This is a genomic window from Kordiimonas sp. SCSIO 12603, from assembly GCF_024398035.1.
Lineage (GTDB): Bacteria > Pseudomonadota > Alphaproteobacteria > Sphingomonadales > Kordiimonadaceae > Kordiimonas.
In genome coordinates, this window is the sequence record NZ_CP073748.1 from 3,523,060 (window position 1) to 3,546,307 (window position 23,248).

22 protein-coding genes are annotated in these 23,248 nt (G+C 47.5%); 16 read left to right on the plus strand and 6 right to left on the minus strand.

What is annotated here, in order from left to right; all coding sequences use genetic code 11:
• Positions 1-10: 10 nt before the first annotated feature.
• The 7 genes from KFE96_RS16490 to KFE96_RS16520 all read left to right on the plus strand — a co-directional run bounded on the left by KFE96_RS16490 (position 11) and on the right by KFE96_RS16520 (position 5,634).
• Positions 11-334 (plus strand): DUF2849 domain-containing protein, encoded by a 324-nt coding sequence (locus tag KFE96_RS16490; RefSeq protein ID WP_247017124.1) that lies wholly within the window; start codon positions 11-13, stop codon positions 332-334.
• The gene (locus KFE96_RS16495; RefSeq protein WP_255833636.1) at positions 334-1,989 is read left to right on the plus strand and encodes a nitrite/sulfite reductase; all 1,656 of its coding nucleotides are present in this window, start codon (positions 334-336) and stop codon (positions 1,987-1,989) included. Before KFE96_RS16490 ends, KFE96_RS16495 begins: the two co-directional genes overlap by 1 nt.
• Positions 1,976-2,485 (plus strand): DUF934 domain-containing protein, encoded by a 510-nt coding sequence (locus tag KFE96_RS16500; RefSeq protein WP_255833637.1) that lies wholly within the window; start codon positions 1,976-1,978, stop codon positions 2,483-2,485. The genes KFE96_RS16495 and KFE96_RS16500 overlap by 14 nt, the downstream gene beginning before the upstream one ends.
• On the plus strand, positions 2,482-3,234 hold the full coding sequence (locus tag KFE96_RS16505; protein WP_255833638.1) for a phosphoadenylyl-sulfate reductase: 753 nt from the start codon (positions 2,482-2,484) through the stop codon (positions 3,232-3,234). Before KFE96_RS16500 ends, KFE96_RS16505 begins: the two co-directional genes overlap by 4 nt.
• Positions 3,235-3,402: 168 nt before the next feature.
• On the plus strand, positions 3,403-4,341 hold the full coding sequence (gene gcvA, locus KFE96_RS16510) for a transcriptional regulator GcvA (protein WP_247017132.1): 939 nt from the start codon (positions 3,403-3,405) through the stop codon (positions 4,339-4,341).
• A 163-nt stretch (positions 4,342-4,504) separates the two neighbouring features.
• Entirely contained in the window at positions 4,505-5,374 is an 870-nt protein-coding gene (locus KFE96_RS16515; RefSeq protein ID WP_247017134.1) for an SPFH domain-containing protein, read from the plus strand.
• Positions 5,375-5,430: 56 nt separating this feature from the next.
• Complete coding sequence (locus KFE96_RS16520) at positions 5,431-5,634, plus strand: Arc family DNA-binding protein (RefSeq protein ID WP_255833639.1); 204 nt, start codon at positions 5,431-5,433, stop codon at positions 5,632-5,634.
• Positions 5,635-5,704: 70 nt separating this feature from the next.
• Here KFE96_RS16520 and KFE96_RS16525 read toward each other — a convergent pair whose 3' ends face one another.
• Both KFE96_RS16525 and KFE96_RS16530 read right to left on the minus strand, forming a co-directional pair.
• Positions 5,705-8,317: a M14 family zinc carboxypeptidase gene (locus KFE96_RS16525; RefSeq protein WP_255833640.1), complete on the minus strand. Its 2,613-nt coding sequence runs from the start codon at positions 8,315-8,317 to the stop codon at positions 5,705-5,707.
• 58 nt (positions 8,318-8,375) lie between these two features.
• Positions 8,376-9,611: a threonine synthase gene (locus KFE96_RS16530; RefSeq protein WP_255835612.1), complete on the minus strand. Its 1,236-nt coding sequence runs from the start codon at positions 9,609-9,611 to the stop codon at positions 8,376-8,378.
• Between the two features lie 58 nt (positions 9,612-9,669).
• Here KFE96_RS16530 and KFE96_RS16535 point away from each other — a divergent pair, with 58 nt between their 5' ends.
• The 5 genes from KFE96_RS16535 (at position 9,670) to KFE96_RS16555 (ending at position 13,801) form a co-directional block, all read left to right on the plus strand.
• Entirely contained in the window at positions 9,670-9,963 is a 294-nt protein-coding gene (locus KFE96_RS16535; RefSeq protein ID WP_255833641.1) for an HNH endonuclease signature motif containing protein, read from the plus strand.
• Positions 9,964-10,093: 130 nt separating this feature from the next.
• Complete coding sequence (locus KFE96_RS16540; protein WP_255833642.1) at positions 10,094-10,891, plus strand: alpha/beta fold hydrolase; 798 nt, start codon at positions 10,094-10,096, stop codon at positions 10,889-10,891.
• Positions 10,892-10,970: 79 nt separating this feature from the next.
• Entirely contained in the window at positions 10,971-12,173 is a 1,203-nt protein-coding gene (locus KFE96_RS16545; RefSeq protein ID WP_255833643.1) for an MFS transporter, read from the plus strand.
• A gap of 15 nt (positions 12,174-12,188) precedes the next feature.
• Positions 12,189-13,043, plus strand: coding sequence for a D-amino-acid transaminase (locus KFE96_RS16550; RefSeq protein ID WP_255833645.1), 855 nt, complete (start codon positions 12,189-12,191; stop codon positions 13,041-13,043).
• Complete coding sequence (locus tag KFE96_RS16555; protein ID WP_255833646.1) at positions 13,043-13,801, plus strand: pentapeptide repeat-containing protein; 759 nt, start codon at positions 13,043-13,045, stop codon at positions 13,799-13,801. Before KFE96_RS16550 ends, KFE96_RS16555 begins: the two co-directional genes overlap by 1 nt.
• Here KFE96_RS16555 and KFE96_RS16560 read toward each other — a convergent pair.
• From KFE96_RS16560 to KFE96_RS16570, 3 genes are read right to left on the minus strand one after another with little or no spacing between them, the layout of a single operon-like run.
• Positions 13,798-14,244, minus strand: coding sequence for a hypothetical protein (locus KFE96_RS16560; protein ID WP_255833647.1), 447 nt, complete (start codon positions 14,242-14,244; stop codon positions 13,798-13,800). The genes KFE96_RS16555 and KFE96_RS16560 overlap by 4 nt on opposite strands.
• A gap of 12 nt (positions 14,245-14,256) precedes the next feature.
• Positions 14,257-15,588: a mechanosensitive ion channel family protein gene (locus KFE96_RS16565; RefSeq protein ID WP_247017154.1), complete on the minus strand. Its 1,332-nt coding sequence runs from the start codon at positions 15,586-15,588 to the stop codon at positions 14,257-14,259.
• Between the two features lie 9 nt (positions 15,589-15,597).
• On the minus strand, positions 15,598-16,050 hold the full coding sequence (locus tag KFE96_RS16570; RefSeq protein ID WP_255833648.1) for a nucleoside deaminase: 453 nt from the start codon (positions 16,048-16,050) through the stop codon (positions 15,598-15,600).
• A gap of 76 nt (positions 16,051-16,126) precedes the next feature.
• Between KFE96_RS16570 and KFE96_RS16575 the strand changes: the two genes are divergently transcribed.
• The 4 genes from KFE96_RS16575 (at position 16,127) to KFE96_RS16590 (ending at position 21,242) form a co-directional block, all read left to right on the plus strand.
• Positions 16,127-17,149, plus strand: coding sequence for a pseudouridine synthase (locus KFE96_RS16575; protein WP_255833649.1), 1,023 nt, complete (start codon positions 16,127-16,129; stop codon positions 17,147-17,149).
• Positions 17,146-17,709 (plus strand): 16S rRNA (guanine(966)-N(2))-methyltransferase RsmD, encoded by a 564-nt coding sequence (gene rsmD / locus KFE96_RS16580; protein ID WP_255833650.1) that lies wholly within the window; start codon positions 17,146-17,148, stop codon positions 17,707-17,709. The genes KFE96_RS16575 and rsmD overlap by 4 nt, the downstream gene beginning before the upstream one ends.
• Positions 17,710-17,929: 220 nt before the next feature.
• The gene (locus KFE96_RS16585; protein ID WP_255833651.1) at positions 17,930-20,293 is read left to right on the plus strand and encodes a patatin-like protein; all 2,364 of its coding nucleotides are present in this window, start codon (positions 17,930-17,932) and stop codon (positions 20,291-20,293) included.
• Between the two features lie 58 nt (positions 20,294-20,351).
• Positions 20,352-21,242: a hypothetical protein gene (locus KFE96_RS16590; RefSeq protein WP_255833652.1), complete on the plus strand. Its 891-nt coding sequence runs from the start codon at positions 20,352-20,354 to the stop codon at positions 21,240-21,242.
• On the opposite strand, the gene mutL is transcribed toward KFE96_RS16590, so the two are convergent.
• Positions 21,243-23,174, minus strand: coding sequence for a DNA mismatch repair endonuclease MutL (gene mutL, locus KFE96_RS16595; RefSeq protein ID WP_255833653.1), 1,932 nt, complete (start codon positions 23,172-23,174; stop codon positions 21,243-21,245). It abuts the gene before it with no gap.
• Positions 23,175-23,248: the final 74 nt, after the last annotated feature.

The following is a 23,248-nucleotide window of genomic DNA, read 5'->3' on the forward strand; positions in this document are numbered from 1 at the left end:
AGAGTAAATCATGGCTAAGAAAATCAAAGGGCCACAAATGTTAATTGCCAATCGGTTGGATGACGGCCGTGTTGTGTTTTTCACACGCACTGGCGGCTGGAGTTCAAACACTGATGATGCAGCTTACGGCGAAGATGAAGTGCTGGAGAGCCTGCTTGAGCGCGCGCAAGTTTTTGTTGCCAATAATACGGTGATTGACCTGCAAGCCATCGGTGCCGTTATAGACGGCGACAAGGCTTTCCCCTCTCATATCAAACACGCAATGCAGGCCAAAGGCCCGAGCGTTCGTGCCGATCTTGGCTATCAAACATCACTGGATTGGGAGCAAGCATAATGTATGCATACGACCAGTTTGACCATGCAATGGTCGCGAGCCGCAACGCTGAGTTTCGCGATCAAGTAGAACGTCGCCTGAAAGGTGAGCTTACAGAAGACGAGTTCAAGCCACTTCGCCTTATGAATGGCCTTTATCTGCAGCTTCATGCCTATATGCTTCGCGCGGCTATTCCGTACGGTACGTTATCAGCAGATCAGATGCGCCGCCTGGCTCATATCGCACGCAGATATGACAAAGGTTACGGCCATTTCACAACACGTCAGAACGTACAGTTTAACTGGCCAAAACTTTCTGATACGCCAGATATTCTGGATGAGCTTGCAGAAGTTGAAATGCACGCGATCCAAACATCCGGCAACTGTATCCGCAACGTGACAACAGATCAGTTTGCTGGTGCTACCGCCGATGAAGTGGCTGATCCACGCCCATACGCGGAACTACTGCGTCAGTGGTCTACTTTCCATCCAGAATTCAGCTTCCTGCCGCGTAAATTCAAAATTGCTATCACTGGAGCGAGTGCTGACCGTGCTGCCGTGAAATGGCATGATATTGGCCTTGTTCTGAAGCAGAATGACGCTGGTGAGGTTGGTTTTGAAGTAAGCGTTGGCGGCGGCATGGGCCGTACGCCTGTAATCGGCAAAGTGATCCGCGATTTCCTTCCTGAGAAAGATCTACTTTCATACATGGAAGCAATCTTGCGCGTTTATAATGAAAACGGCCGCCGGGATAACAAATATAAAGCACGTATCAAAATTCTTGTGGAAGCAATGGGTGCTGATGAATATGCGCGCCAGACAGAAGCAGAATGGGAACGCATCAAAGATGCACCTATTGATGTACCTGAAGAAGAGGCAGCACGTATTAAAGCCTTCTTTGCTCCTCCACCGCTTGAAGTGCTTGAGGAAACCAATGCTTCGGTGGACGAATTCGCAAGCAAGAACTTCCTGTTTGCAAGCTGGTTGAATAACAACACCAACAAGCACAAAGTGCCAGGGTATGTGAATGTAACAGTTTCACTGAAGCCACACGGTGGTATTGCGGGTGATGCAACAGCCGAACAGATGGAACTGGTTGCTGCGCTTGCTGATGCCTACAGCCAATCTGAAATTCGTGTAAGCCACGAGCAAAACCTTATCTTGCCGCATGTACCAGTAAAAGACCTTGCCACTATCTGGGCAGATCTCGATGAAGCAGGTCTCGGTACAGCAAATGTTGGCTTGATTACAGACATGATTGTCTGCCCTGGTCTTGATTACTGTGCGCTTGCAAATGCCCGCTCTATTCCAATCGGACAGGCAATCTCAAACCGCTTCGACGATATGAAACGCATTCAGGATATCGGCCCGCTCAAGATTAAGATGTCCGGCTGTATCAATGCATGTGGTCACCACCATGCGGGCCATATTGGCATTCTTGGTGTCGACCGTAAAGGCGAAGAAAGCTACCAGATTCTACTTGGCGGCTCAGGCGCTGAGGACGCATCAAAGGGCACAATTTTGGGCCCTGGTTTTGACGAACACGGAATCGTAGATGCTGTTGAAAAAGTAGTAGCGGTTTATTTAGGTGAACGAGAAGAAGGCGAAGAGTTCCTAGGCACTTACCGCCGTATTGGCGCACAGCCATTTAAGGAGGCGCTTTATGGCACTCATTAATTTCACAGGTATTGAAGCTGGCAACTGGACAGTTCTAGCTGAAGATGAACAGCCAACTGAAGGCGCCAAGGTTGCTGCCTCGGTTGCTCGTATTACCGAGGAAAACGAAGGCTTCTTCGCCGCTGTTGGCGAACTGGGCGCTGTGGTTTCTACAGAGACTGCCTATGCCGATTTAACACCACTTCTCAACAAGCTTTCTTTTGTAGCGATTGAGTTCCCAGCGTTTACTGATGGCCGTGGTTTCTCACTAGCTGTACGCCTACGTAAAGACCTTGGTTTTAAAGGTGAAATCCGCGCTGTTGGCCCAGTGATGCCTGATCAGGCCATGCACCTTATGCGCTCTGGCTTTGATACAGTTGATGTAGCAGACGAACGCAAAGAAGCGTTTGAAGCCTGCGCTGCTCGCTTCAAGCAGTTTTACCAAAGCGATTACCGTGGTGCGGTTTCCATCGCACACGCTCGCCATTCATCAGATGAAAGCAGGAAAGCATCATGACGGCGCTACCAGCCATAAAAGATGCCAGCTATTTTGATGCACTTGATGCTGCCTCATACCTGGATAGCAGGTATGGGGAAGGCGCACCTCAGAAGGTGATTGATGGTGCGCTGAAATATTTTGGCCGCAGATTTGCGCTGGTTTCTTCTTTCGGCTCAGAATCTGCTGTGCTTCTGCACTTAGCAGCTGAAGTTTCAAAAGATATCCCTGTCCTGTTTTTGGATACAGGGAAACTGTTTGGCGAAACACGCCGCTTTCGTGATGAGCTGACGGACAAGCTTGGCCTTACAGATGTTCGTACCATCAAACCTGATGAGAATGATCTACATACCAATGATCCAAAAGGGAACCTATGGGTAAGTGACACTAATAAATGCTGTTACTTCCGCAAGGTAGTACCTCTGGATTCAGCACTTCAAGGTTTTGAGGGTTGGGCATCTGGCCGCAAACGTTTTCAAGGTGGTGTACGCTCGCTTTTGCCGCATTTCGAAGCATCTGATGGACGTGTAAAAGTGAACCCAATGGCTTTCTGGAACAAAGAAGATGTAACGGCTTACATTGAAAAACACAGACTGCCACGACATCCTCTCGTAGAGCAAGGGTTTGCCTCCATTGGCTGTATGCCGTGTACTGAGCCAGTGAGCGAAGGCGAAAGTGACCGTGCGGGCCGTTGGAAAGGCCAGAACAAAACCGAATGCGGCATACACTTAAGCTTAGCTGAAAACTCACGAGTACTCTCAGGGAATTAAGTTTTCCTCAGTGTAATTAATTACAAGTTTTGTGCGGCTCTTGATAAAAAATTACAGGAGCATGCAGCAAAAGCTTGGTCTATTTCTGAAACCTATATATGATGCCCGCGAATAAGTTTTTCTTATGTATTTGACGGATGTAAAATAGATCAATCGGCAGGAGTTATTATGAAACGGTCTTTATTGCCACTAAACGCCCTACGTGCTTTTGATGCTGCTGCCCGACATATGAGCTTCAAGCTTGCCGCCGATGATCTTTCTGTAACACCTGCGGCTATCAGCCAGCAGATTCGGTCGTTAGAAGATTTTCTGGGTGTAGAATTATTCCGCCGCACTAATCGTTCACTAGTACTGACAGAAGCTGCACAGTTATCACTTGCGCCGCTAAAGCAGGCGTTTGAACACATGGAAGAAGCTGTTGATATCCTTACAGACAGCAAAACATCTAATGTGCTGAAAGTAAGCGTATCGCCGTCTTTTGCCAGCAAATGGTTGGTACCACGAATTGCCAGGTTTTATGCGCGCCGCCCTGATGCAGTGGTAAAAATTTCAGCGACCATGATCCTCACAGACTTCAAAGTGGAAGATACTGATATTGCGATCCGTTATGGCCTTGGCAAATATGACGGGCTGTTCGTGGAAGAAATTCTCCGGGAAACGATCTTCCCTGTTTGCTCCCCAGAACTTCTGGAAAAGAGTAACCTCACCTCACCTGAAGGTATTCTGGAACACACACTGATCCATGATGATAGTACCGTTGAGGATGAAAGCGCCCCGAACTGGAGCATGTGGCTCAAAGCTGCGGGTGTTGATATCCCAGACGGAACCCCTGCTCTGCACTTTAACAACAACGCGCTTGCTATTGAGGCTGCTGTTGCAGGCCGCGGTGTAGCGCTCGCTCGTTCCGCCATTGCGGAAGAAGACCTTAAAGCCGGCCGTCTCGTAAAACCATTCGGCGAAGCTGTACCGATTGATTTCGCACATCATGTAGTGTGTCCGGAAGACAAGCTCAAAAACGAACGAGTTATGGAATTTATCGATTGGCTTCGGGATGAAACAGGCAACGGCCCTAGCATTGAAGATGCGGAACTCGCTGAAGAAGTTTAGCAGTCCGGACACACTGAAACAATCAAACCGCTTACATAATTGTAGGCGGTTTTTTTATTTTTAAATCAGCGCCTTACCTGTAATCACATCTACTTAAATTCGTCTCGCTCTTGAAAAATGATATCAAAATGATATCTATTATATATAGCGAGAGGAGAAAAGAATGCTAAAAGAACGTTCCGTGGGCACCCTTAACGGCATTATGATGCTTAGTGTATTTGCCCTGACCTTGGTCGCGACAGCACTTATTTTTGCTAACAGTATCCATGTAGGCGCCAAACCACTAGCGGTGATCACACTGGTAATATCCCTCATATTTCACCTTATCTTCGCCATTGGATTCTTTATGGTACAGCCAAATCAAGCAGTGGCCTTAACGCTGTTTGGTAAATACAAAGGCTCTACCAAAACATCTGGCCTTAGGTGGGCAAATCCATTTTTCTCAAAACACAAAGTTTCCCTGCGTGTTCGTAACTTTGACAGTGACAAACTTAAGGTAAATGAACTAGGCGGTAGTCCAATTGAAATTGGCGCAGTTGTTGTGTGGCGTGTGGTGGATAGCGCCGAAGCTCTTTTTGCTGTTGATGACTATACAAGCTTTGTCCGTACGCAGTCAGAAGCGGCACTCCGTCAGGCAGCAACAAGCTACCCTTATGACGGCAAAGATGAAGATGAAATCGCCCTGCGTTCTCATTCTTCTGAAATATCCAAACATCTCATGGAAGAAATTCAAGCTCGGCTTGCAGATGCTGGTGTTGAAGTACTTGAAGCCCGTATCAGCCACTTAGCTTACGCACCAGAAATTGCCAGCGCTATGCTACAGCGCCAGCAGGCTGGTGCCATTATCGCCGCCCGATCACTCATCGTGGAAGGTGCAGTTGGCATGGTGGAAACTGCGCTCGCAAAACTGAAAGAAGATGAAATTGTAGATCTGGATGAAGAACGCAAAGCTCAGATGGTTTCCAACCTTCTCACAGTTCTTTGTAGTGATAAAAGTACACAGCCTGTTGTGAATGCTGGCTCCATCTATTAACACTCTCCGCCCACAGCATCATGCTGTGGGCAAACGCATAAGTGAGAAAGGCAACAATGCCTGATAAAAAGAAGCCCAGCAAAAAAGCTTACGCACTCCGTATTAACGGAGACATTCTGGATGCCGTTCACCGCTGGGCCGATGATGAACTCCGCAGCGTAAATGCACAGATAGAATTTATCTTAAGAGATGCTCTTCGCCGCGAGGGTCGCATCAAAAACCCTGAAGCACCAAATCCAGTTGTTCTGGATGATGAGTAAACATCTAGCCGCTAATAAAAAGGGGCCCTAAAGGCCCCTTGATTTCAACATTACTTTCCAAACGCCATTACTAGTGCGAGTGGGCTTCCATTGCGGCTTCTTCATCATCGGCGAACGAACGGTTAAAGGCGCTTGAGAAGAAGATTGCATTCAGGAACAATTTCTCTGAACCATAATAAGTGGCACGGAAATTCGGATTATCCGCAAACAATACAATTGTACCGCGTCCAAAGCGTTCTGCCGTCATCATCGGTGAGCCTTTCAGCTCTTTAATCCGTTTGTCAGAAGCATAACCAGATACAAGCGGGGCATCTGTATACACAGCAACTTGAGCGTACGGATCATTTGGTACACGCAGTTTAATCGATGTGTTACGATTTGTTGCCACATGATCACGCACAAAGCCAAATGCCATTGGATGTGTGATATCCAGTTCACTCTTGAACACAGCACCACCAATTACATGCTCAGCATCTTTTTGGCCTTTCTGTGAATACTTCAAACGCTGCACCGGCGCTGATGGACTTGCTTTCTCCGCTTTTTTCTTTGGCAGGATATTATTCATCACCCAACTTGCGCCTTGGCGGTGCGCAATCAAAGTACCACCAGAACGAACCCAATCTTTCACACGGTCTTTCATATTCGCAGGCACCATACGGCTGTTACCACCAACAAGAATAACATGTGTGTAATCATCAAGGTTCACGCGGCTAAGGCGCTCATTACGCACAAGTGTTACAGGCATGTTCATGCGGTGATCAAGCAAGTGCCAAACCTCACCGGCATCATAAGGATTTACACCCGGCCCAGTAACTAACAACGGCTTTGGAGCCTTCAGATCAGATACCGTGTTCCTACCGCCCAGATCAGCACCTGCATCCAGCGTACGGCCACTTGTTACCGCATGTACCTGAATATTATTTTCAGCAGCCAGCATTTGCACCAGACGATCAATCCGGCCCGCAGATACAGTTTGTAAATGCTTCTGTACGATAATGGCACCGCGCTCAAACGCCACAACACCTTTTGTGGTTTTCACGCGAACTGGTTCTTTATTTACGCGTGCCATAATGCCTTCCTGCAGAAGCGCATTCACCACTTTCGGCGCATAATAATCTGACCAACGGAACATATAGGCATAATCAGAAGTATCAGGTGTTTTAGCAACGAAGCCTGTTGATGTTACAGCATCACCCAGCTTGCCTTTAATGCTGCCTGTTACCTCTGCATAATCAAGACCGAAAGCAGCAGGCATGGTCCAGCCAGATACATCATAGAAAACCTTATCAGGGAATTCGGTGATCTTGTTAAAGAGCGCTTTAGCCATACGGTAGTTAGCTTGATCCATCGGCACGATGTAGCTATCGCCGCCATATGAACCGCCACCTGCTTTCACACTACCGTTCACACGGTATGCTTTCACCTTATGACGGCTTAGGAAATCAAGGAAGATATCCATACGAGTATGATCTTCCGGCGCACGGAATACATAGCCCTTCACCTTATCGCTTTTCGCTAGGTCAGCACCTGATTTGAAAAACTCACGCTGGTAATCATGCAGTTTTTCACGCATTGCCACCGCACCCTGGATAGTGCTGTAGCTTGTACCAACATGGTTTTGAACATTCTCTGAGTAGGTTTTAAGCCCTTGATCACTTTCGCGAGCAATACCCATCTGGGCACCAGCTTCAAACAGAATACCAAGCGAACCGTTCACCTGCGGGTAAGTTGATCCTTTACCGATATAATAGTTATCAAAGCCTTCTTCAGAGAAATAAAGCTTTCCTTCATCATCCAGCCAATTCACATGATAGCCAGCAATCTCATAAAGAAGCTCACGACCTTTTGCCGGAATCATCGGATATTTCCGTGTTGGAACACCGGGATGGAAATAATAAGTACTGTTCGGTCCCATTTCATGGAAATCGCCAGAAACCTGCGGTTTCCACTCATGCCATTTTGCAAGCCAAGCTTGGCTTTCAGGCTGAGTTTGCAGCAGCCACTGGCGGTTTAGGTCAAACCAATAATGGTTGGTACGCGCCCCCGGCCAGAACTGATTATGTACCTCGTGGTTTGGATCTGTCGCAAGCACATCAGAACCGTACTGAGTTACCCACGCTGCACGGCGACTGTGGCCATCAGGGTTAAAAATGGCCGTGATCAGGATAACGCTATTATCCAGTTCGTTTTCCACGCGTTCGCCCTGCGCTGCAGCAAGGTGATAAAGTGTTGGCACAGCAGCATCCATACCGCTGGCTTCAGCACCGTGCACACCGTAGTTGAGCCATGTTACAACTGGCATATCATCATTTGCCTGATCCGCTGTTTTCGGATCAGTACGCAACAAATGGTTTGCTTTAATTTCATCAAGGCGGGCATGGTTCTCTGGGCTGGTGATGGTGATAAAGAGGATCGGGCGACCTTCGTGGCTATAGCCAATTGTCTCCGCTTTCATCCTGTCACTATTTGCAGCCAGCTCTTCAATATAGCGCAGCATAAGATCATGACGGATTGGCTGATCACCAATATCATGTCCAATAATCTCACCCGGTTTCAGAACCGATTGGTCGTAGTTAACGCCTTTCTGCAGATAATAATCCAGCGGTTTAGCTTGTACGGCTTCCGCTTGCCACATGGCAGCACCCAGCATCAGGCCCGCCATTAGTCCCTTTAAATTATACATTATGAAAACCCTCTTTTTCATGAAAGGCGCTAAGCCTTTCACCCCAAATCCGTTGAACTTATGAAACGCCAATAAGCTTGCCGTAGTCAATTGCTTTATGCCGGTCGATAGCATCTGCCTGTTCAGGCATCGGGTATTTCAGCCCGTTCCCACAATTGAAAAGAACAACTCGATCTTCTTTAGAAACCTTACCCTCCTTCAGTGCTTTTTTATAAGCTGCAAAGGTTGCAGCGCCTTCAGGGCAAACAAGTACACCTTCCGTGCGGCCGATTTGCTGGCGTGCTTCTTCAATAGCGTCATCGTCAACGGCAGAAGCAAAGCCGCCGCTTTCACGTACTGCATCAAGAATAAGGAAATCACCGACAGCCACTGGCACTCGAATACCTGCCGCATAAGTATGTGCGTTTTCCCAAAGCTCCGCATGACGTGCGCCTTCATCAAATGCCTTCACGATTGGGGCGCAACCAGTTGCTTGTACAGCCACCATTTTAGGGCGCTTCGAGCCAATCCACCCCAATGCTTCCATTTCATTGAAGGCTTTCCACATACCAATAAGGCCGGTGCCGCCACCTGTAGGATAGAAAATTACATCAGGTACTTCCCAGCCAAGTTGAGCTGCAAGCTCCAGACCCATAGTTTTCTTACCTTCGATACGGTAAGGCTCCTTGAGTGTTGAAACATCAAACCACCCGGCACTTTCTTTGCCTTCGCCTACGATTTTCCCACAATCGTTAATCAGGCCATTCACACGCCAGACTTTGCCGCCCATCAAGCTGATTTCGCGAATATTGGCATCTGGAGTATCATCAGGCGCAAAAATATAACTTTCCATACCCCCAGCCGTTGCATATGCGGCCATAGCAGCTCCAGCATTGCCATTTGTCGGCATAGCTAACTGATTGATACCAAGTTCTTTCGCCATCGCAACTGCAAGTGCCAAGCCGCGAGCTTTGAAACTGCCCGTTGGCAAGCGTCCTTCATCCTTGATGATAATCTCACCCGTCACGCCCATATCTGACGCTAGCTTTGGGCAAGATAACAGTGGTGTATCATCTTCACCTAGGGTGATAACATTTTCAGTATCCACAATAGGCAAAAGCTCTCGCCATTTCCAGAAACCACCGCCACGAGCCCATATTTCGTGCTTGTTAACCTTGCCCTTCATCGCCTCTAGATCATAACGCACAAGAAGCGGACGCCCTGCCCGAGACAACCCGTGAATTTGCGCTTTTTCATAATCTGCTTCACCTGTAATACCGCATTCCAGATGACTAACGTAATTTTCAAATTGCATCACTGACACACCCCGATTTTTATAGAAACAACCCTGCTTCTGGCTTAGATTATTCTGTATGGAAAAAAAAGACACATGCCCGTTATGTGATCGTCCGTTCGGAAAAGACGTGCAAATGCATCACCTTATCCCGAAGTCACAAGGCGGTAAGGAAACAATTCCTCTACATCCGATTTGCCATCGTAAGCTTCACGCTCTATTTAACGAAAAAGAGCTGGCGCGGAATTACGCTGCGGTGGAAGCATTAAGGGACCAGATAGAAATCAAACGCTTTACAGCATGGCTTAGGGGTAAGCCACCTGATTTCTATAGGAAAACAGCTCCACAAGGTGGCAAGCGCCGGAGAAAATAATAAAAACTGTGGGCTAACTAACTTTATGAAACCAGCGCCAATTTCCTTCGAGAAATGGAGCCAATGCGGCAAATATTTCGAATGGCATAACCATAATGTGTTTTATCAGCGGGGTGGTCAGGGACCCGTGATGCTGACAATACACGGATTTCCAACAAACAGCTGGGACTGGGGCTGGGTTTGTAAAAACCTTGTCTCTCGCTTCCATATGGTGGTGCCTGATCTGCTTGATTATGGCTTATCTTTGAACGCCAAATCAGCTGTCTGCACTGTGCGTGATCAGGCAGATATGCTTGAAGCTTTGATGAAGCATAAAGGCATTTCGGATGTGCATATACTAGCCCATGATCTAGGAAACACAGTAGTGCAGGAATTGCTTGCGCGTCAAAATGAAAGCAATCTTTCCTTCCGGATTGAAAGCGCTATTTTCCTTAATGGCGGCATGATCCCTGAACTCCATAGACCAAGGCTTGCTCAGCGCCTGCTTGCAAGCCCCATTGGCCCTTGGTTTGCAAGCTTCATTAAACGTGAAAAATTCTTACAAGGTCTTGCCGAGGTATTCGGGAAACATACGCGCCCCGAAGGCGAATTTCTGAAAGAATTCTGGCCAGCGATTAAAGGTATCAACGGCCGCGCCTCTTTTAGCCGCCGTATCCGCTATATGAAAGAGCGCAAGGAAAACGCTGATCGCTGGGTGCCTGCACTGCCGGAAGCCTCTACCAAAATACCAATGTTTCTGATTAACGGCACTGATGACCCTGTATCCGGCGCACATGCAGCAGACGGTTTTGAAAAACTGGTACCTCGTGCCAAAGTCGCGCGTCTACCGGGTATCGGGCATTTCCCGCAGATAGAAGACCCCGAAGCCGTGTGTGAACTGGTACATAAGTTCCATGACTGTATTGTGGAAAAAAGCGTGCAAAGCTGACTATTTCACAATTTGATGGTTTTCAATAAAGCGCTGCTCGCATAGGGTAGCGCTTTATTTGTGAATATCGAGATACTCCATGACTACCCAAGCAGAACAGCCAACAAAATTTGCAGCACTCCTCGCCTGCGCAACTATCATTATAGGTTCAGTGCTTGGCCTTGCGGGCATTGATCTCGTGTTACCGTCAGTGCCTGAATTCCCTGAGGTGTTCGGCACTACAATTGCGCGCTCCCAGCTTGTACTCGCGGCATTTGTGGCAGGCTCTACATTTGGCTTCCTGCTTTTCGGTAGTCTTGGGTCTTACGTAGGCCGACGCAAACTGTTTATTGGCTCCCTGTTCTTTTACGGCATACTCTCGGTTGCCGGAGCATATGCACCTAATATTGAAACTTTGATCGCTAATCGCCTTCTACAGGGTGCAGCTGCATCTGGCTCTGCGGTGCTCGCACCGGGCCTTATAAGAGAGCTTTTCGGAGAGCTTGGCGCTATTCGGGCTGTAAGCGCTATGGGCAGTATTGAATCGCTTGTACCCGGTCTTGCCCCTATAGCTGGCGCATGGCTGCATACCCAATACGGCTGGAAGACATCTTTTTTGCTCACAGGTATTCTGGTATTCGCCATTTGTCTTTTTGTGATTGTACGCCCGAAACTACTCCCCAGCATCGGCACCAAGAAAAACAGGAACAACGGCAGCTATATGAAGCTGCTGAAAAACACCACTTACCTTCGGTATGCACTTAGTCATGCGCTTGTGCTTGGTGGTTTGCTAACTTTCGTGTTCGCAGCACCCGCGGTCATCAAGGAAACTATGGGCGGCAGTATTGATGATTTCATCTATATGCAAATGGTCGGTGTAGCCACTTTCATCTTGTTCGCAAACTTATCGGGTAACTTTGTGAAAAGGTTCGGTATCGAAGTAGTTATCACTTTAGGGACCTATATCTCATTCCTGGGTACATTAGCATTATTGGCATATGCTTACTTCGGGCAAAACAACCCCGACCATCTAAAGTATATTTTCTGGATTCTAAATTCGGGCCTGGGCCTCAGGGGTGGAACAGGTTTTGTACGTGCACTTTCCGCGGCAAAAGAAGATGACGACAGAGCATCTGCGCTTATCATTTTGTCTGTCACTAGCCTCGCTTCAATTGCCACCGCCTTATTTGCGCCTTTTATCAAAGTAGGATTAACCGCACTGACGGGCACAACATGCTTAATCGTTCTACCGGCAGTGCTTCTTATTGCTTTCATCAAACCACTTCAGGATAAGCCTGAGTAATTATAGGAATAACTTATGTCTCGTACCGCTTATGTTAATGGCGCTTATGTGCCGAATGATATGGCTTTTGTTCATATTGATGACCGCGGTTACCAGTTTGCGGATGGTGTTTATGAAGTGGTATCGGTTATTGACGGCAAAATGATTGACGAAGAACCCCATCTTGACCGCCTCTGGCGCTCTATGGGCGAGTTACGGATGACAGAACCCGTTACACGGTCTGCACTCAAACTTATCAGCAAACAACTGTTACAAAAAAACCGTTTGAAGAATGCACTTCTCTATATTCAGGTTTCACGCGGTGTAGCAAAGCGGGACCACGCTTTCCCACAAGGTGACCTCCGGTCATCTCTTGTTATGACCTGCCGCCGTTTTGATTTTGGCGCTGTTCGGGAACGCGCTAAAACGGGTATCAAGGTTTCAAGCCAACCGGATATTCGGTGGGGCCGCTGCGATATTAAAGCTACAGCTCTTCTCCCTAATGTTCTGGCCAAACAGGCTGCAAAAGAAGCTGGCGCTTTTGAGGCAATACTTGTAGATGCCGACGGCAATGTTACAGAAGGCAGCAGCACTAGTGTCTGGATGGTAGACAAAAACGGAACTCTGGTTACCCGCCCACTCAAAGATAACATTTTACCGGGGATCACGCGAGCAACCCTCATTGAACTGGCCGAAAAGCATCAGATCAGGATTGAAGAACGAGCCTTTTCTATTGAAGAAGCAAAAGCCGCAAAAGAGATGTTCCTCACAAGTGCAACCAGCTGTGCTATGCCAATTGTTGAACTGGATGGAAGTGCAATTTCTGACGGGAAACCCGGCTCCGTTGCCACTAAACTTGTTGAGCTATACTGGGACTTTGCAGGAAAATAATGCAAAACCGAGACACAATTCTTACCGCCGTTGAAAACAGCGAAATTATATTCGGGCAAGAGATCACTGAATATGATTTCGCTGAAGAAAACCTAAGTGGCGCAGAATTTGAGAATTGCACATTCTCAGGAGTAGATTTTTCAAACGCTGAAATACAAGAAGCTTTGTTCAGAGACTGTGTTTTCAAAAGCTGTAATTTCAGCAGTATTGAAGGTAGAAGCTCCCAGTTTATCAATTGCAACTTCTTAGACAGCGAGACCGGTAAAGGCGGCATGTTCAAGTATGCCGCGCTGAGAGACACATGTTTTGAAAACTGCAACCTTTCTGCTGCATCTTTTAAAGGTTCGCTCCTCTTTGAAGCCCGGTTTAACAACTGTAGCGCCCAAGGCAGCAATTTTGAGGATGCTACCTTTTCCTATGCACTGGGTGGTAAAGTGACCACAACAAGCATCACTATTCATGCATCAAACTTTGATTATGCCCAGTTCGAAGGCCTTTCCTTTGAAGGATGTATGCTCACGGAAAACAGTTTTCGGGAAGTTGACTTCAGCGGTTGTGATTTCGCAGATGCAGACCTTGGCGGTTCTAATCTGGCGGACGCTGATACAATACGGGCAATCTTTGATGGGGCTAATCTGACAGGAACTAATCTGCAAGGGATGCAACTTGGAGCCTTAGCGAGTTTTGAGAACATGAAAATAGACCAAGCCCAGCAAAAAGACCTTCTTACTGGGCTTGGGATTATTGTTTTTGACTAACCTTCTTCAGCCTCTGAAGCATCCGTGGGTGCAGATGATGCTCCCCAGCCTTTGCTTTCCATAAACGCCAGTAGCAAGCCAATAATAGCACCATTGACCAGATGCATAATTGTAAGCGGCAACCGTGCATCACCTGAAAGGCTAACCATATTCACAAACCAGATGGAATCTGTAGCTGTAAGGTACAAACCAAACATCACACCAAACATGGCGCCAGCTTTCATATCACCAGATCCTACGGCCTTACCAAACATCCAAACTACCACGATGGTTTGCACAAAATGATACCCTAGATTCTGAACAAAAGTCTCTTCCTGCGGATGCATGGCAGGTGCCATCGTTGCCATAGCATCCTTGAAAACTACATCACCACCAACCGTATACAAAACGGCATAAGCTATAAACGCGACAACTACATTGAGTACAAACTTACCAATATTCATTGGCCTCTCCCCTTACTCGGATGTTGTTATGCTGTCGTAATCCCTCATATCAAAAGCCGGGTTGCCCCCAGTCTCATGTTTTACATGTACCACACGTTGCGGGAATGGGAACTCCACCCCCTCTTCATTGAATTTATCCCAGATACGCCCCATCACATTGCTGGCAACGTTTGAAACGCCATTTTGTGGATCATCGATCCACATACGTAGTTCCAGATCAACACCGCTTTCGCCAAAGCCCCGGATGAGCGTTCTTGGTGCTGGTTGTTTTAAAATACGTTTTTCTTCATTGGCGGCATCTACCATGAGCGCCATAGCCTGTTTCACATCACTATTATAGCTTACCTGCACAGGGATACGTCTGCGCACAAGTCTATGGCTATGAGACCAGTTCACAACAGGCTGCGTGATCATATCTTCGTTTGGGATCAAAAACTCTGTGCCGTCTCGAGTGATAACGCTGGTATAGCGAGCTGCCAAGCGGTTAATGGTGCCGTAAGTGCCGCCCGTTTCAATCACATCACCCGGCTTAATCGAACGGTCTACCAGCAGAATAATGCCGGAAATAAAGTTACCCACAACCTTCTGCAAACCAAAACCAATACCAACACCAAGCGCACCACCGAATACCGCAAGCGCGGTGAGATCAATCCCCGTCGCATTAAGAGAAATAAGGAACGCCAAAGATACCAAAAGGATTTTCGAGACTTTGGTCATCAAAGCCCGCGCCGAAGGTGGTACAGCCTCAAAACCCTTGATTTGTTTTTCAATAAGCGAAGAAAGCGCAAAAGCACCCCAAATCATAAACCCGAAGGTTATCAATCCTTTGATCAGGGAAAGAACGCTTAACTCCACTTCGCCAAGTGGCAGTTTTGCGCCTTCAAGAACAATAAGAATAGGGTCAAGAAGCCCCATAATATTTAAGGCAGCTACCGACCATGCTGTATAAGCAATAAGTCTGGCCAGCTCTCGGTTCGCCAGCATCCCCACCGCAAGCCGGATTACAAACCACGCTGTAAACAAGCTCGTCGCGATAGAGAGTAAATAGGTTTGCATAAAGGGCTGCAGGATCAGTATCGCTGTCCAGGTCAGCATGATAGAGAAAGCCGCTACCAAAACAGGATTGAGGAATCTCCGATCAGCCTTTTGTACCATAGGATGGTCGCCAAAGGCTTTCATAATGCCTTTATAGATAAGAGCACATACAAAACGGGAGACAAGAACAATAACTGCCAGAATAGCAAGTTCGATGAGGCGTTCAGGTTCCAGAAAGTTATTTTGAACCCAAGCCCATGCTTGCTGCAACTTATTGAGGATATCTTCGTAAAAGTCTTTTTCGCCCATTTAGCGAGTTTAACGCCGAGACTGGAAAAAGTCTCTTAATAATTTCGCGGCTTCTTTTTCAAGAATGCCGCCATAAACTTCAGGTTTGTGGTGTGTGGTTTTATGACTGTAGATACGAGCACCTACAGTAACACCCCCACCCTTAGGATCATCTGCACCGAAATAAACCCGCCTGATACGCGCAAAAGCAATCGCCTGCGCACACATGGCGCACGGCTCCAGCGTTACATAAAGGCTACACCCTTCAAGTCGCTCTGACCCAAAGGCCTTCGCAGCAGCGCGAATAGCTATAAGCTCAGCGTGTCCGGTCGGGTCTTTCGCCCCCACCACATCATTTCCGGCCTGCGCGAGCACTGCACCATCTGGCCCTACGACAACGGCACCAATCGGCACCTCACCACGCTCGGCAGCTTTTTCAGCTTCCCTAAGGGCTGTGTGCATATGCGGAAATGTATCAATCATAGGAATGCATGTATCAGTGTGATAGGTATGAAGCAAGATATTGCGCTTTTCTGCGCTCAAGCCTATGGTGCGCCGCATGACAGATAAAGATACAGATATGACTGAAAACGAAGCGCCTAAAGGCGAACGTATTGCCAAAGTCCTCGCTCGTGCTGGCGTGGCTTCACGCCGTGAAGTAGAACGCATGATTGAAGATGGCCGTGTTTGGTTACACGGCAAGAAACTGGAAACGCCAGCCACGCTCGTGACCAGCCTTGAAGGCATCCATGTAGACGGTGAAGCCATTGGCCAAGCCAAACAAACCAAACTTTGGCGCCTGCATAAATCTCGCGGTACACTTACCACCCACCATGACCCTGAAGGGCGTCCAACAGTTTTTGAGCGTCTACCTAATCATATGGGCCGTGTAATCAGTGTTGGCCGCCTTGATATGAACACTGAGGGCCTGCTTCTTCTTACAAACGATGGTGAGCTCGCCCGCTGGCTTGAGTTACCTGCCAATAGTATTGAACGCACGTACCGAGTGCGTGTGCACGGCTATGTTAAACCCGGTGTGTTCAACAAATTGAAAAATGGCACCACGATTGACGGTGTTCACTACGGTCCAATTGATGCTGAACTTGAGCGTCAACAAGGTGCTAATGCGTGGGTGATTGTTAAAATTCGCGAAGGTAAAAACCGCGAAGTGCGGAAAGTTATGGAAAGCATCGGTTTTGAAGTGAACCGCTTGATCCGCACACATTATGGTCCTTTCTCACTTGGTACAATGGCCAATGGTGCTGTGGCCGCCGTTGGTGAAAAACAGATGCACGAGCTACTTGGTGATTTCTTTAAAGACGCAAAAGAAACTGTTGCAGCTCCGAAGGTAAGACATAATCCAGAAAAATGGGCAAAAGCTAAAAAACAAAACAACCCAAAACCAGGTGCCAGCCGCAAACGCAAATGGGAACAACAAAAGCGCGATGGTGTGTTACCTGCAAAATCTGAAACCAAAGCTTCAGCGCGAAAAAAGGCGGACACGGTTGCACGAAAACCTGCCAAACCAACAGGCAGACCAGCTCGTGGCTCTAAGCCTCGCCCAACCGGCAAAGCTAAATGAGCAGAATAGTTGCAGGTATCCACCGAGGCCGGCGCCTCAATATGCCTAAGGGAAAAGATGTTCGTCCAACCACAGACAGGATGCGCGAACGGCTTTTCTCAATGCTGATGCATAGTCGCTATCCTGATCTTATTGATGCAAGGGTAGCCGATCTGTTTGCAGGTACTGGCGCGCTGGGGCTGGAAGCCCTCTCTCGAGGAGCGGCACATACCACTTTTGTAGAAAAAGCTCGCTCTTCAGTGGATATTATCAACAGTAACATCGCCCTGTTGAAACTGGAAAAAGAAACGAAGGTTATTTCAGGCAGCGCCCGTACACTGCCTAAATCTTCAACCCCCTTCGATTTTATCTTCATGGATCCTCCCTACAGGCAAGGCCATGTAACGCCAACGCTTGAGAGTATTATAGATAGTAACTGGCTTGCGGAAGATGGTGTTATCATCTGCGAACTCGCGGCGGATGACACCAGCATATTTCCCGATGCACTGGACTTGATTGACGAACGTACACAAGGCCAACAGCGCATTGTGTTTTTAATGCGTAAAAATACCGAAGGTTAAACACGGCCAATTCGTATCATGGATGTGGACAAAAGAAGCTCCATTATTTTGTCCACTGCCCTATTTCCCGGCTTCATATCTTGAAGCCTCAATATGTTGTTTACTATTAATACCTCGCAGGATGCGGTTTTCCGCATCCTCTTTTTTCAGCATAAAAAACTTCATTGGCCTTTCACTCATTTCCTGTAAACTCACCTAAACATTTATGAGGAAACGATTTATGCGGGAACTGGAGCTGCGCTTAGCCCTGGTTTGTTACGGTGGGGCATCGCTTGCTGTTTATATGAACGGTATCTCGCATGAGATACTTAAACTTATTCGCGCGTCTCGTGCTTACCACAGCATTGACAACCGAGACAAACTGGCATCCGCCACATTCTTGGAACTCGCACCTAAACGCCCCTACACTACGGATACAGAATCTCTCTATTACGAACTCCTTCAAATGCTTGGAGAAAGGATTGATATCAGAGTGATTGTTGATGTTGTCTCAGGCACATCGGCGGGTGGCATCAATGGTATTTTCCTCGCACGGGCTATAGCACATGATCTGGATTTCAACCCTCTTCGCGATATGTGGATGAAACTGGGGGATGTAGAAGAACTGATGGAAAAAGGTACTATCGCCGAACGTTTCAGCAAATTCTACCTCTACCCTTTTATCTGGCTTTTTGCAGATAAAGCCTTTGATGACGCTAATCCAGATGAGGAAAGCAAAAGAAAGCTCTCACGCTTTCTCAGGTCTCGATGGTTTAAACCACCCTTTTCGGGACGCCGTATGCTCAGTTGGATGATCAGTGCCTGTCAGAATATGGGGGAAGCTGATGCAAACCATTCTCTACTGCCGAGTGGTCATAAACTGGATCTTTTTGTAAGCATCACTAATTTCTTCGGGCAACCAAGGCGACTGAAGCTACATGACCCGAAAGAAATCAAAGAACGCCAACATAAAGTGCCTCTCAGTTTTTCCTACTTAAAAGCGGAGGGACAAACGCTAAAAAGCGAGCTGGATGACAGCAACATTCCCGGGCTTGGGTTTGCCGCTCGCGCAACAAGTAGCTTTCCCGGTGCATTTCCGCCCATATCTTTCAGTGATTTAACAGCGTATCTGAAACACAAGAAAATGCCGTGGCCTTCAAAACAAGCATTCTTCGCTAAGAACTTCCCGAACCAAATACATAATGAAGATGCGCTCAACACCATGTCATTCATTGATGGCGGTGTGACAAATAACAAACCGTTCGGTGAAGCCTTAGAAGCCATGGAAGACAGGGCTGCACACAGAGAGGTAGACCGCCGGGTAATTTATGTAGACCCAATGCCAGACCGTGCAACGGATCGATTGAACGACCACAGTGAAGAAAAGCCGGGTTTTTTCCGTACTATTTTATCATCACTTGCAGAAATTCCCCGCAACGAACCAATTTATGATGACCTGCAGGATATTGCAGAGCGCAATAAAGAGGCGCGACGCATGGAAAGCGTTTACGCCACGATTGAAGCTGAAGTGCGACAGCTCGTGGACAATATGCTGCAACTGGATGCAGAGAAGCGCGTAAGTACTGCTATTCTCGCCAGCTGGCGTGAGCGCGCGCACCGACTTGCAGAAGAAAAAGCTGGTTACGGCTACAGCACTTATATGCAAAGCAAAACTTTAAGCTTACTTGATCGCCTAGCCAAACTACTTGTCCACATAGCTTCTGCAAGCGGTCAGAAACTCAGCCAAACATTAGCGCGGGAAAGAATTTACGCTTGGGCGAACGAACAGAAAATTGACAAGGCCGATCTCAACCAGTCGCATGAAGATCTACAGAACTTTATCAAGTTCCTCCGTGCTTTTGATGTGGATTATAGGGTTCGGCGGCTTAGGTTCACCGTGAGACAGCTTAATCAGTTCCTCCAAACAACCTGCGGAGAAACAACTGCGTTTCATAAACTTACTAAACAGCAACTATACAAGAGCATGGAAACCTTCCGCTCTAAGTGGCACGCAGAAGCTTATGCAGGCACACTGGATGATATATGGAAAAACAAAGCCCTACTGCCTGATGACGCAGTACCAGCAATCATGAATCGTATTGCTGAGACCATGCAACTGGAAGAGCATGATTTTATCACCGATGAATTTATGGCGCTTACCCTTTCTGGCGCTGGCGATGAAGACCTGAAACTAACCCTTTTCAGGGCATATGTGGGCTATGCTTTTTATGATGTGCTGACACTGCCAATGTCTACACATGCCGACCTGCAGGAAATAGACGAAATTCGGGTTGACCGTATCAGTCCAGTAGACTGTGCATCTATGCACCAAGATGATCAACCGCTGAAGGGCACTGAGTTATATAATTTCGGCGCTTTCTTCAGCCGTAAGGCGCGGGAAAATGATTATCTTTGGGGCCGTATCCATGCAGCGGACAGGCTTGTTGATTTCGTACTCGATGCAGCGGGCAAAGAAAATATTCCTGCCGACTTTGATCGCACTCGCTTCAAGAAGCGCCTCGCCAACAGAATTCTATCAAGCGAAGAACACGCGATGAAGCATAGCGGTGAACTAATCGCCAAAATGCGGGCAATATTTAACTAGAAACAAACCACCATAAAGATTATATGTATATCTTTATGCAATTTTAACGGTTATTTATATGTCAGAAAATATTCGAATTGACCTTTTTCTTCGCTACAAATTTGACTACGAAGAAGGCGGAAGTCTACTTGATGCTTATGATGGCACAAAATCACTACACGGTATCGCTAAATCTATTAACCTCTTCACACATGCATTCCTTAAAAATGATATTTTAAGACAGGCTCCTCGCCTACAAGGCGCTAAGATATTTGTAACACCGCAACGAGAAGGTTCGGTCCTTCAACAAATACAAGTTTTCATACAAGATCCAATTGTCATCGCTGCACTTGGTGGCTACTCAGCATTAAAAATACAACAAATAGAAAAATTATTCACAAACAGCCTTAAATGGGCCTTCAAAGCAGCTACAGGAACCAACACTCAAAATGACGAATTGGGAGAGATATCTCCTAGCTTAGTTGGAACCGATTTAGAACCTCACTTTAACGACTTTCAACAACAAACCCTTCAAGATCTACCTGAGGTAATAGAACCAGCCTTAATTGAGTTTCACAGGCCACTCCTTAAGAGTAATGGAACAATCACTTTGGAAGATAATCAGAATATAGCGCTCGCACATTTTGATTATTCTACACTACAGTATTTACAGAATACCACTCTCCAAGAAAATAGGGAAACCATCGTTGGTAATGTCACTAGATTAAACGGAATCAATGGCAATGGTCGACTATTTGATCAAAACTTAAATCGAACCGTAAGTTTTGAACTAGCCTCTAAAGAAATTTTCGATAAAGTCGGTAAAACTCTATCTTGGTCAATTGATAAGTTTATTCGGAAAGAACCTTGCGAACTCAAATTTACAATTTTGAGAGCAATAAGCGAAAATGAACGAACAAAGAAGTATTTTGTTTACGATGTAAGCTTCTCCGACGGAACAAAATTATAACTAACGACGGCCAAATAATTTTTCGATATCGTTAAGCGCAAGTTCCACATAGGTAGGCCTACCGTGATTACATTGGCCTGAATGAGGAGTGGCTTCCATTTCCCTAAGCAGCGCGTTCATTTCATCAACGGTAAGCCTACGGCCAGAGCGCACACTGCCGTGACACGCCATTGTACCTGCCACTTCTTCAAGTTTTTCTTTCAAGGACAATGCTTCATCAAGTTCGGTTATTTCATCAGCCAGATCACGCACGAGGCCTTTGGCATCTAGCTTACCGAGCATGGCCGGTACTTCACGCACCACAACAGCCCCTTCGCCAAATGGCTCAATAACAAGACCAAGAGCTTCCAGTTCCTCTGCGCGCTTAAGCAAACGTTCAGCAGGCGCATCTTCAAGTTCCACCACCTCTGGCAACAGTAGTGATTGACGCGCAACACCTGTTTCAGCCATCTGCTTTTTCATACGTTCATAAACAAGCCGTTCATGGGCTGCATGCTGATCAACGATCACGATCCCATTTGCTGTTTGGCTCACGATATATGTGGCATGTACTTGCCCCCGTGCTGTGCCGAGTGGAAAATTCTCTGGCTCTGGCTGCGCTTGTGGCACTGGTGGTGTTTCAGCGGAATATGGCGTCTGCATACTCTCCGCAACCGAGGTATATGATGCATCTTCAACAGGGCGCGCACTTGGCGCAGAAATATCCCCTTGCGGGTCAAAACCAAGCTGGGTTTCCCGAGCTTCCACAGGCTGATAAAGCTGGTCTGCTACCTGCTGAAAGCCTGACGGTAACGTTGGACGTTCTACTTGCCGGGTCCACGGCATCGCAGTTCCTGCCCCTTCTGCTTTAATTGCCCCAAGGGCAGCGCCAGCCACCGTTGTGGATGCTCGGTGCCCAGCCATGCTCAAACCATGCCTGAGAGCTGAAACAATAAGCCCACGCACCAAACCTGCTTCCTTGAAACGCACCTCCGCTTTCGCAGGATGTACATTCACATCAACAAATTCGGGCGGCACCTCAAGGAAAAGTGCAAGTACAGGATGTCTATCCCGCGCTAGATAATCTTGATAGGCACCACGTACCGCGCCCACAAGCAAGCGGTCTTTCACAGGCCTACCGTTCACAAACAGATACTGGTGCTGTGCGTTACCGCGGCTAAAAGTTGGTAAACCTGCGAAACCAGTAAGCCGCAGCCCTTCACGTTCCGCATCAATTTCAATGGCATTTTCCCGGAATTCTCGGCCAAGGATAGCGCCTAACCGCTCCAAACGCGGGTCCTCTGTCAGGCTTACCACGGGCGGTGCACGGAATGTAGTTCGGTCGCCATCACCGAAAGTAAAAGCAATATCAGGATGTGCCATAGCAAGGCGCTTGATCACATCCCCTGCCTGACCATATTCCGTGCGAGCTGTTTTCATAAACTTAAGCCGGGCCGGTGTGGCATAGAACAAATCCCGCACTTCAATGCGTGTACCTTCCGTATGGCCCGCGGGTTCAGCTTCGTGCTTCACCCCACCTTCAACACGAATTGCCCATGCGTCTTCAGCTTCCTTCGCGCGCGAGGTAACACTAAGGCGCGCTACTGAACCAATAGAGGCCAAAGCTTCACCCCGGAAACCGAGCGAGGCGATATTCACCAAATCTTCGTCTCGTAGTTTCGAGGTGGCATGCCTCTCAACCGCAAGCGAAAGTTCTTCGGCATTCATACCACAACCATCATCCGACACCTGGATAAGGGCCTTGCCGCCATCCCGCATGATCACATCAATCCGCGTTGAACCAGCATCAATAGAATTTTCAACAAGTTCCTTCACTGCACTTGCAGGACGTTCTACCACCTCACCAGCAGCAATTCGGTTGATGGTTCGTTCAGAGAGAAGGCGGATAATTCCCGCTTCTTTCGGGAGGGTATGTCGGTTCTGGCTAGTCATGGCGCGACCCTATCAGGCTTTGAAAAGGGATGAAAGAAAATGCCGTTTTTAGCTGTATATTTTTCATAATTTAA

Coding starts and splice junctions, on each gene's coding strand:
- KFE96_RS16490 (WP_247017124.1), top strand. CDS start 11: ATGGCTAAGAAAATCAAAGGGCCACAAATGTTAATTGCCAATCGGTTG.
- KFE96_RS16495 (WP_255833636.1), top strand. CDS start 334: ATGTATGCATACGACCAGTTTGACCATGCAATGGTCGCGAGCCGCAAC.
- KFE96_RS16500 (WP_255833637.1), top strand. CDS start 1,976: ATGGCACTCATTAATTTCACAGGTATTGAAGCTGGCAACTGGACAGTT.
- KFE96_RS16505 (WP_255833638.1), top strand. CDS start 2,482: ATGACGGCGCTACCAGCCATAAAAGATGCCAGCTATTTTGATGCACTT.
- gcvA (WP_247017132.1), top strand. CDS start 3,403: ATGAAACGGTCTTTATTGCCACTAAACGCCCTACGTGCTTTTGATGCT.
- KFE96_RS16515 (WP_247017134.1), top strand. CDS start 4,505: ATGCTAAAAGAACGTTCCGTGGGCACCCTTAACGGCATTATGATGCTT.
- KFE96_RS16520 (WP_255833639.1), top strand. CDS start 5,431: ATGCCTGATAAAAAGAAGCCCAGCAAAAAAGCTTACGCACTCCGTATT.
- KFE96_RS16525 (WP_255833640.1), bottom strand. CDS start 8,317: ATGTATAATTTAAAGGGACTAATGGCGGGCCTGATGCTGGGTGCTGCC.
- KFE96_RS16530 (WP_255835612.1), bottom strand. CDS start 9,611: ATGCAATTTGAAAATTACGTTAGTCATCTGGAATGCGGTATTACAGGT.
- KFE96_RS16535 (WP_255833641.1), top strand. CDS start 9,670: ATGGAAAAAAAAGACACATGCCCGTTATGTGATCGTCCGTTCGGAAAA.
- KFE96_RS16540 (WP_255833642.1), top strand. CDS start 10,094: ATGCTGACAATACACGGATTTCCAACAAACAGCTGGGACTGGGGCTGG.
- KFE96_RS16545 (WP_255833643.1), top strand. CDS start 10,971: ATGACTACCCAAGCAGAACAGCCAACAAAATTTGCAGCACTCCTCGCC.
- KFE96_RS16550 (WP_255833645.1), top strand. CDS start 12,189: ATGTCTCGTACCGCTTATGTTAATGGCGCTTATGTGCCGAATGATATG.
- KFE96_RS16555 (WP_255833646.1), top strand. CDS start 13,043: ATGCAAAACCGAGACACAATTCTTACCGCCGTTGAAAACAGCGAAATT.
- KFE96_RS16560 (WP_255833647.1), bottom strand. CDS start 14,244: ATGAATATTGGTAAGTTTGTACTCAATGTAGTTGTCGCGTTTATAGCT.
- KFE96_RS16565 (WP_247017154.1), bottom strand. CDS start 15,588: ATGGGCGAAAAAGACTTTTACGAAGATATCCTCAATAAGTTGCAGCAA.
- KFE96_RS16570 (WP_255833648.1), bottom strand. CDS start 16,050: ATGATTGATACATTTCCGCATATGCACACAGCCCTTAGGGAAGCTGAA.
- KFE96_RS16575 (WP_255833649.1), top strand. CDS start 16,127: ATGACAGATAAAGATACAGATATGACTGAAAACGAAGCGCCTAAAGGC.
- rsmD (WP_255833650.1), top strand. CDS start 17,146: ATGAGCAGAATAGTTGCAGGTATCCACCGAGGCCGGCGCCTCAATATG.
- KFE96_RS16585 (WP_255833651.1), top strand. CDS start 17,930: ATGCGGGAACTGGAGCTGCGCTTAGCCCTGGTTTGTTACGGTGGGGCA.
- KFE96_RS16590 (WP_255833652.1), top strand. CDS start 20,352: ATGTCAGAAAATATTCGAATTGACCTTTTTCTTCGCTACAAATTTGAC.
- mutL (WP_255833653.1), bottom strand. CDS start 23,174: ATGACTAGCCAGAACCGACATACCCTCCCGAAAGAAGCGGGAATTATC.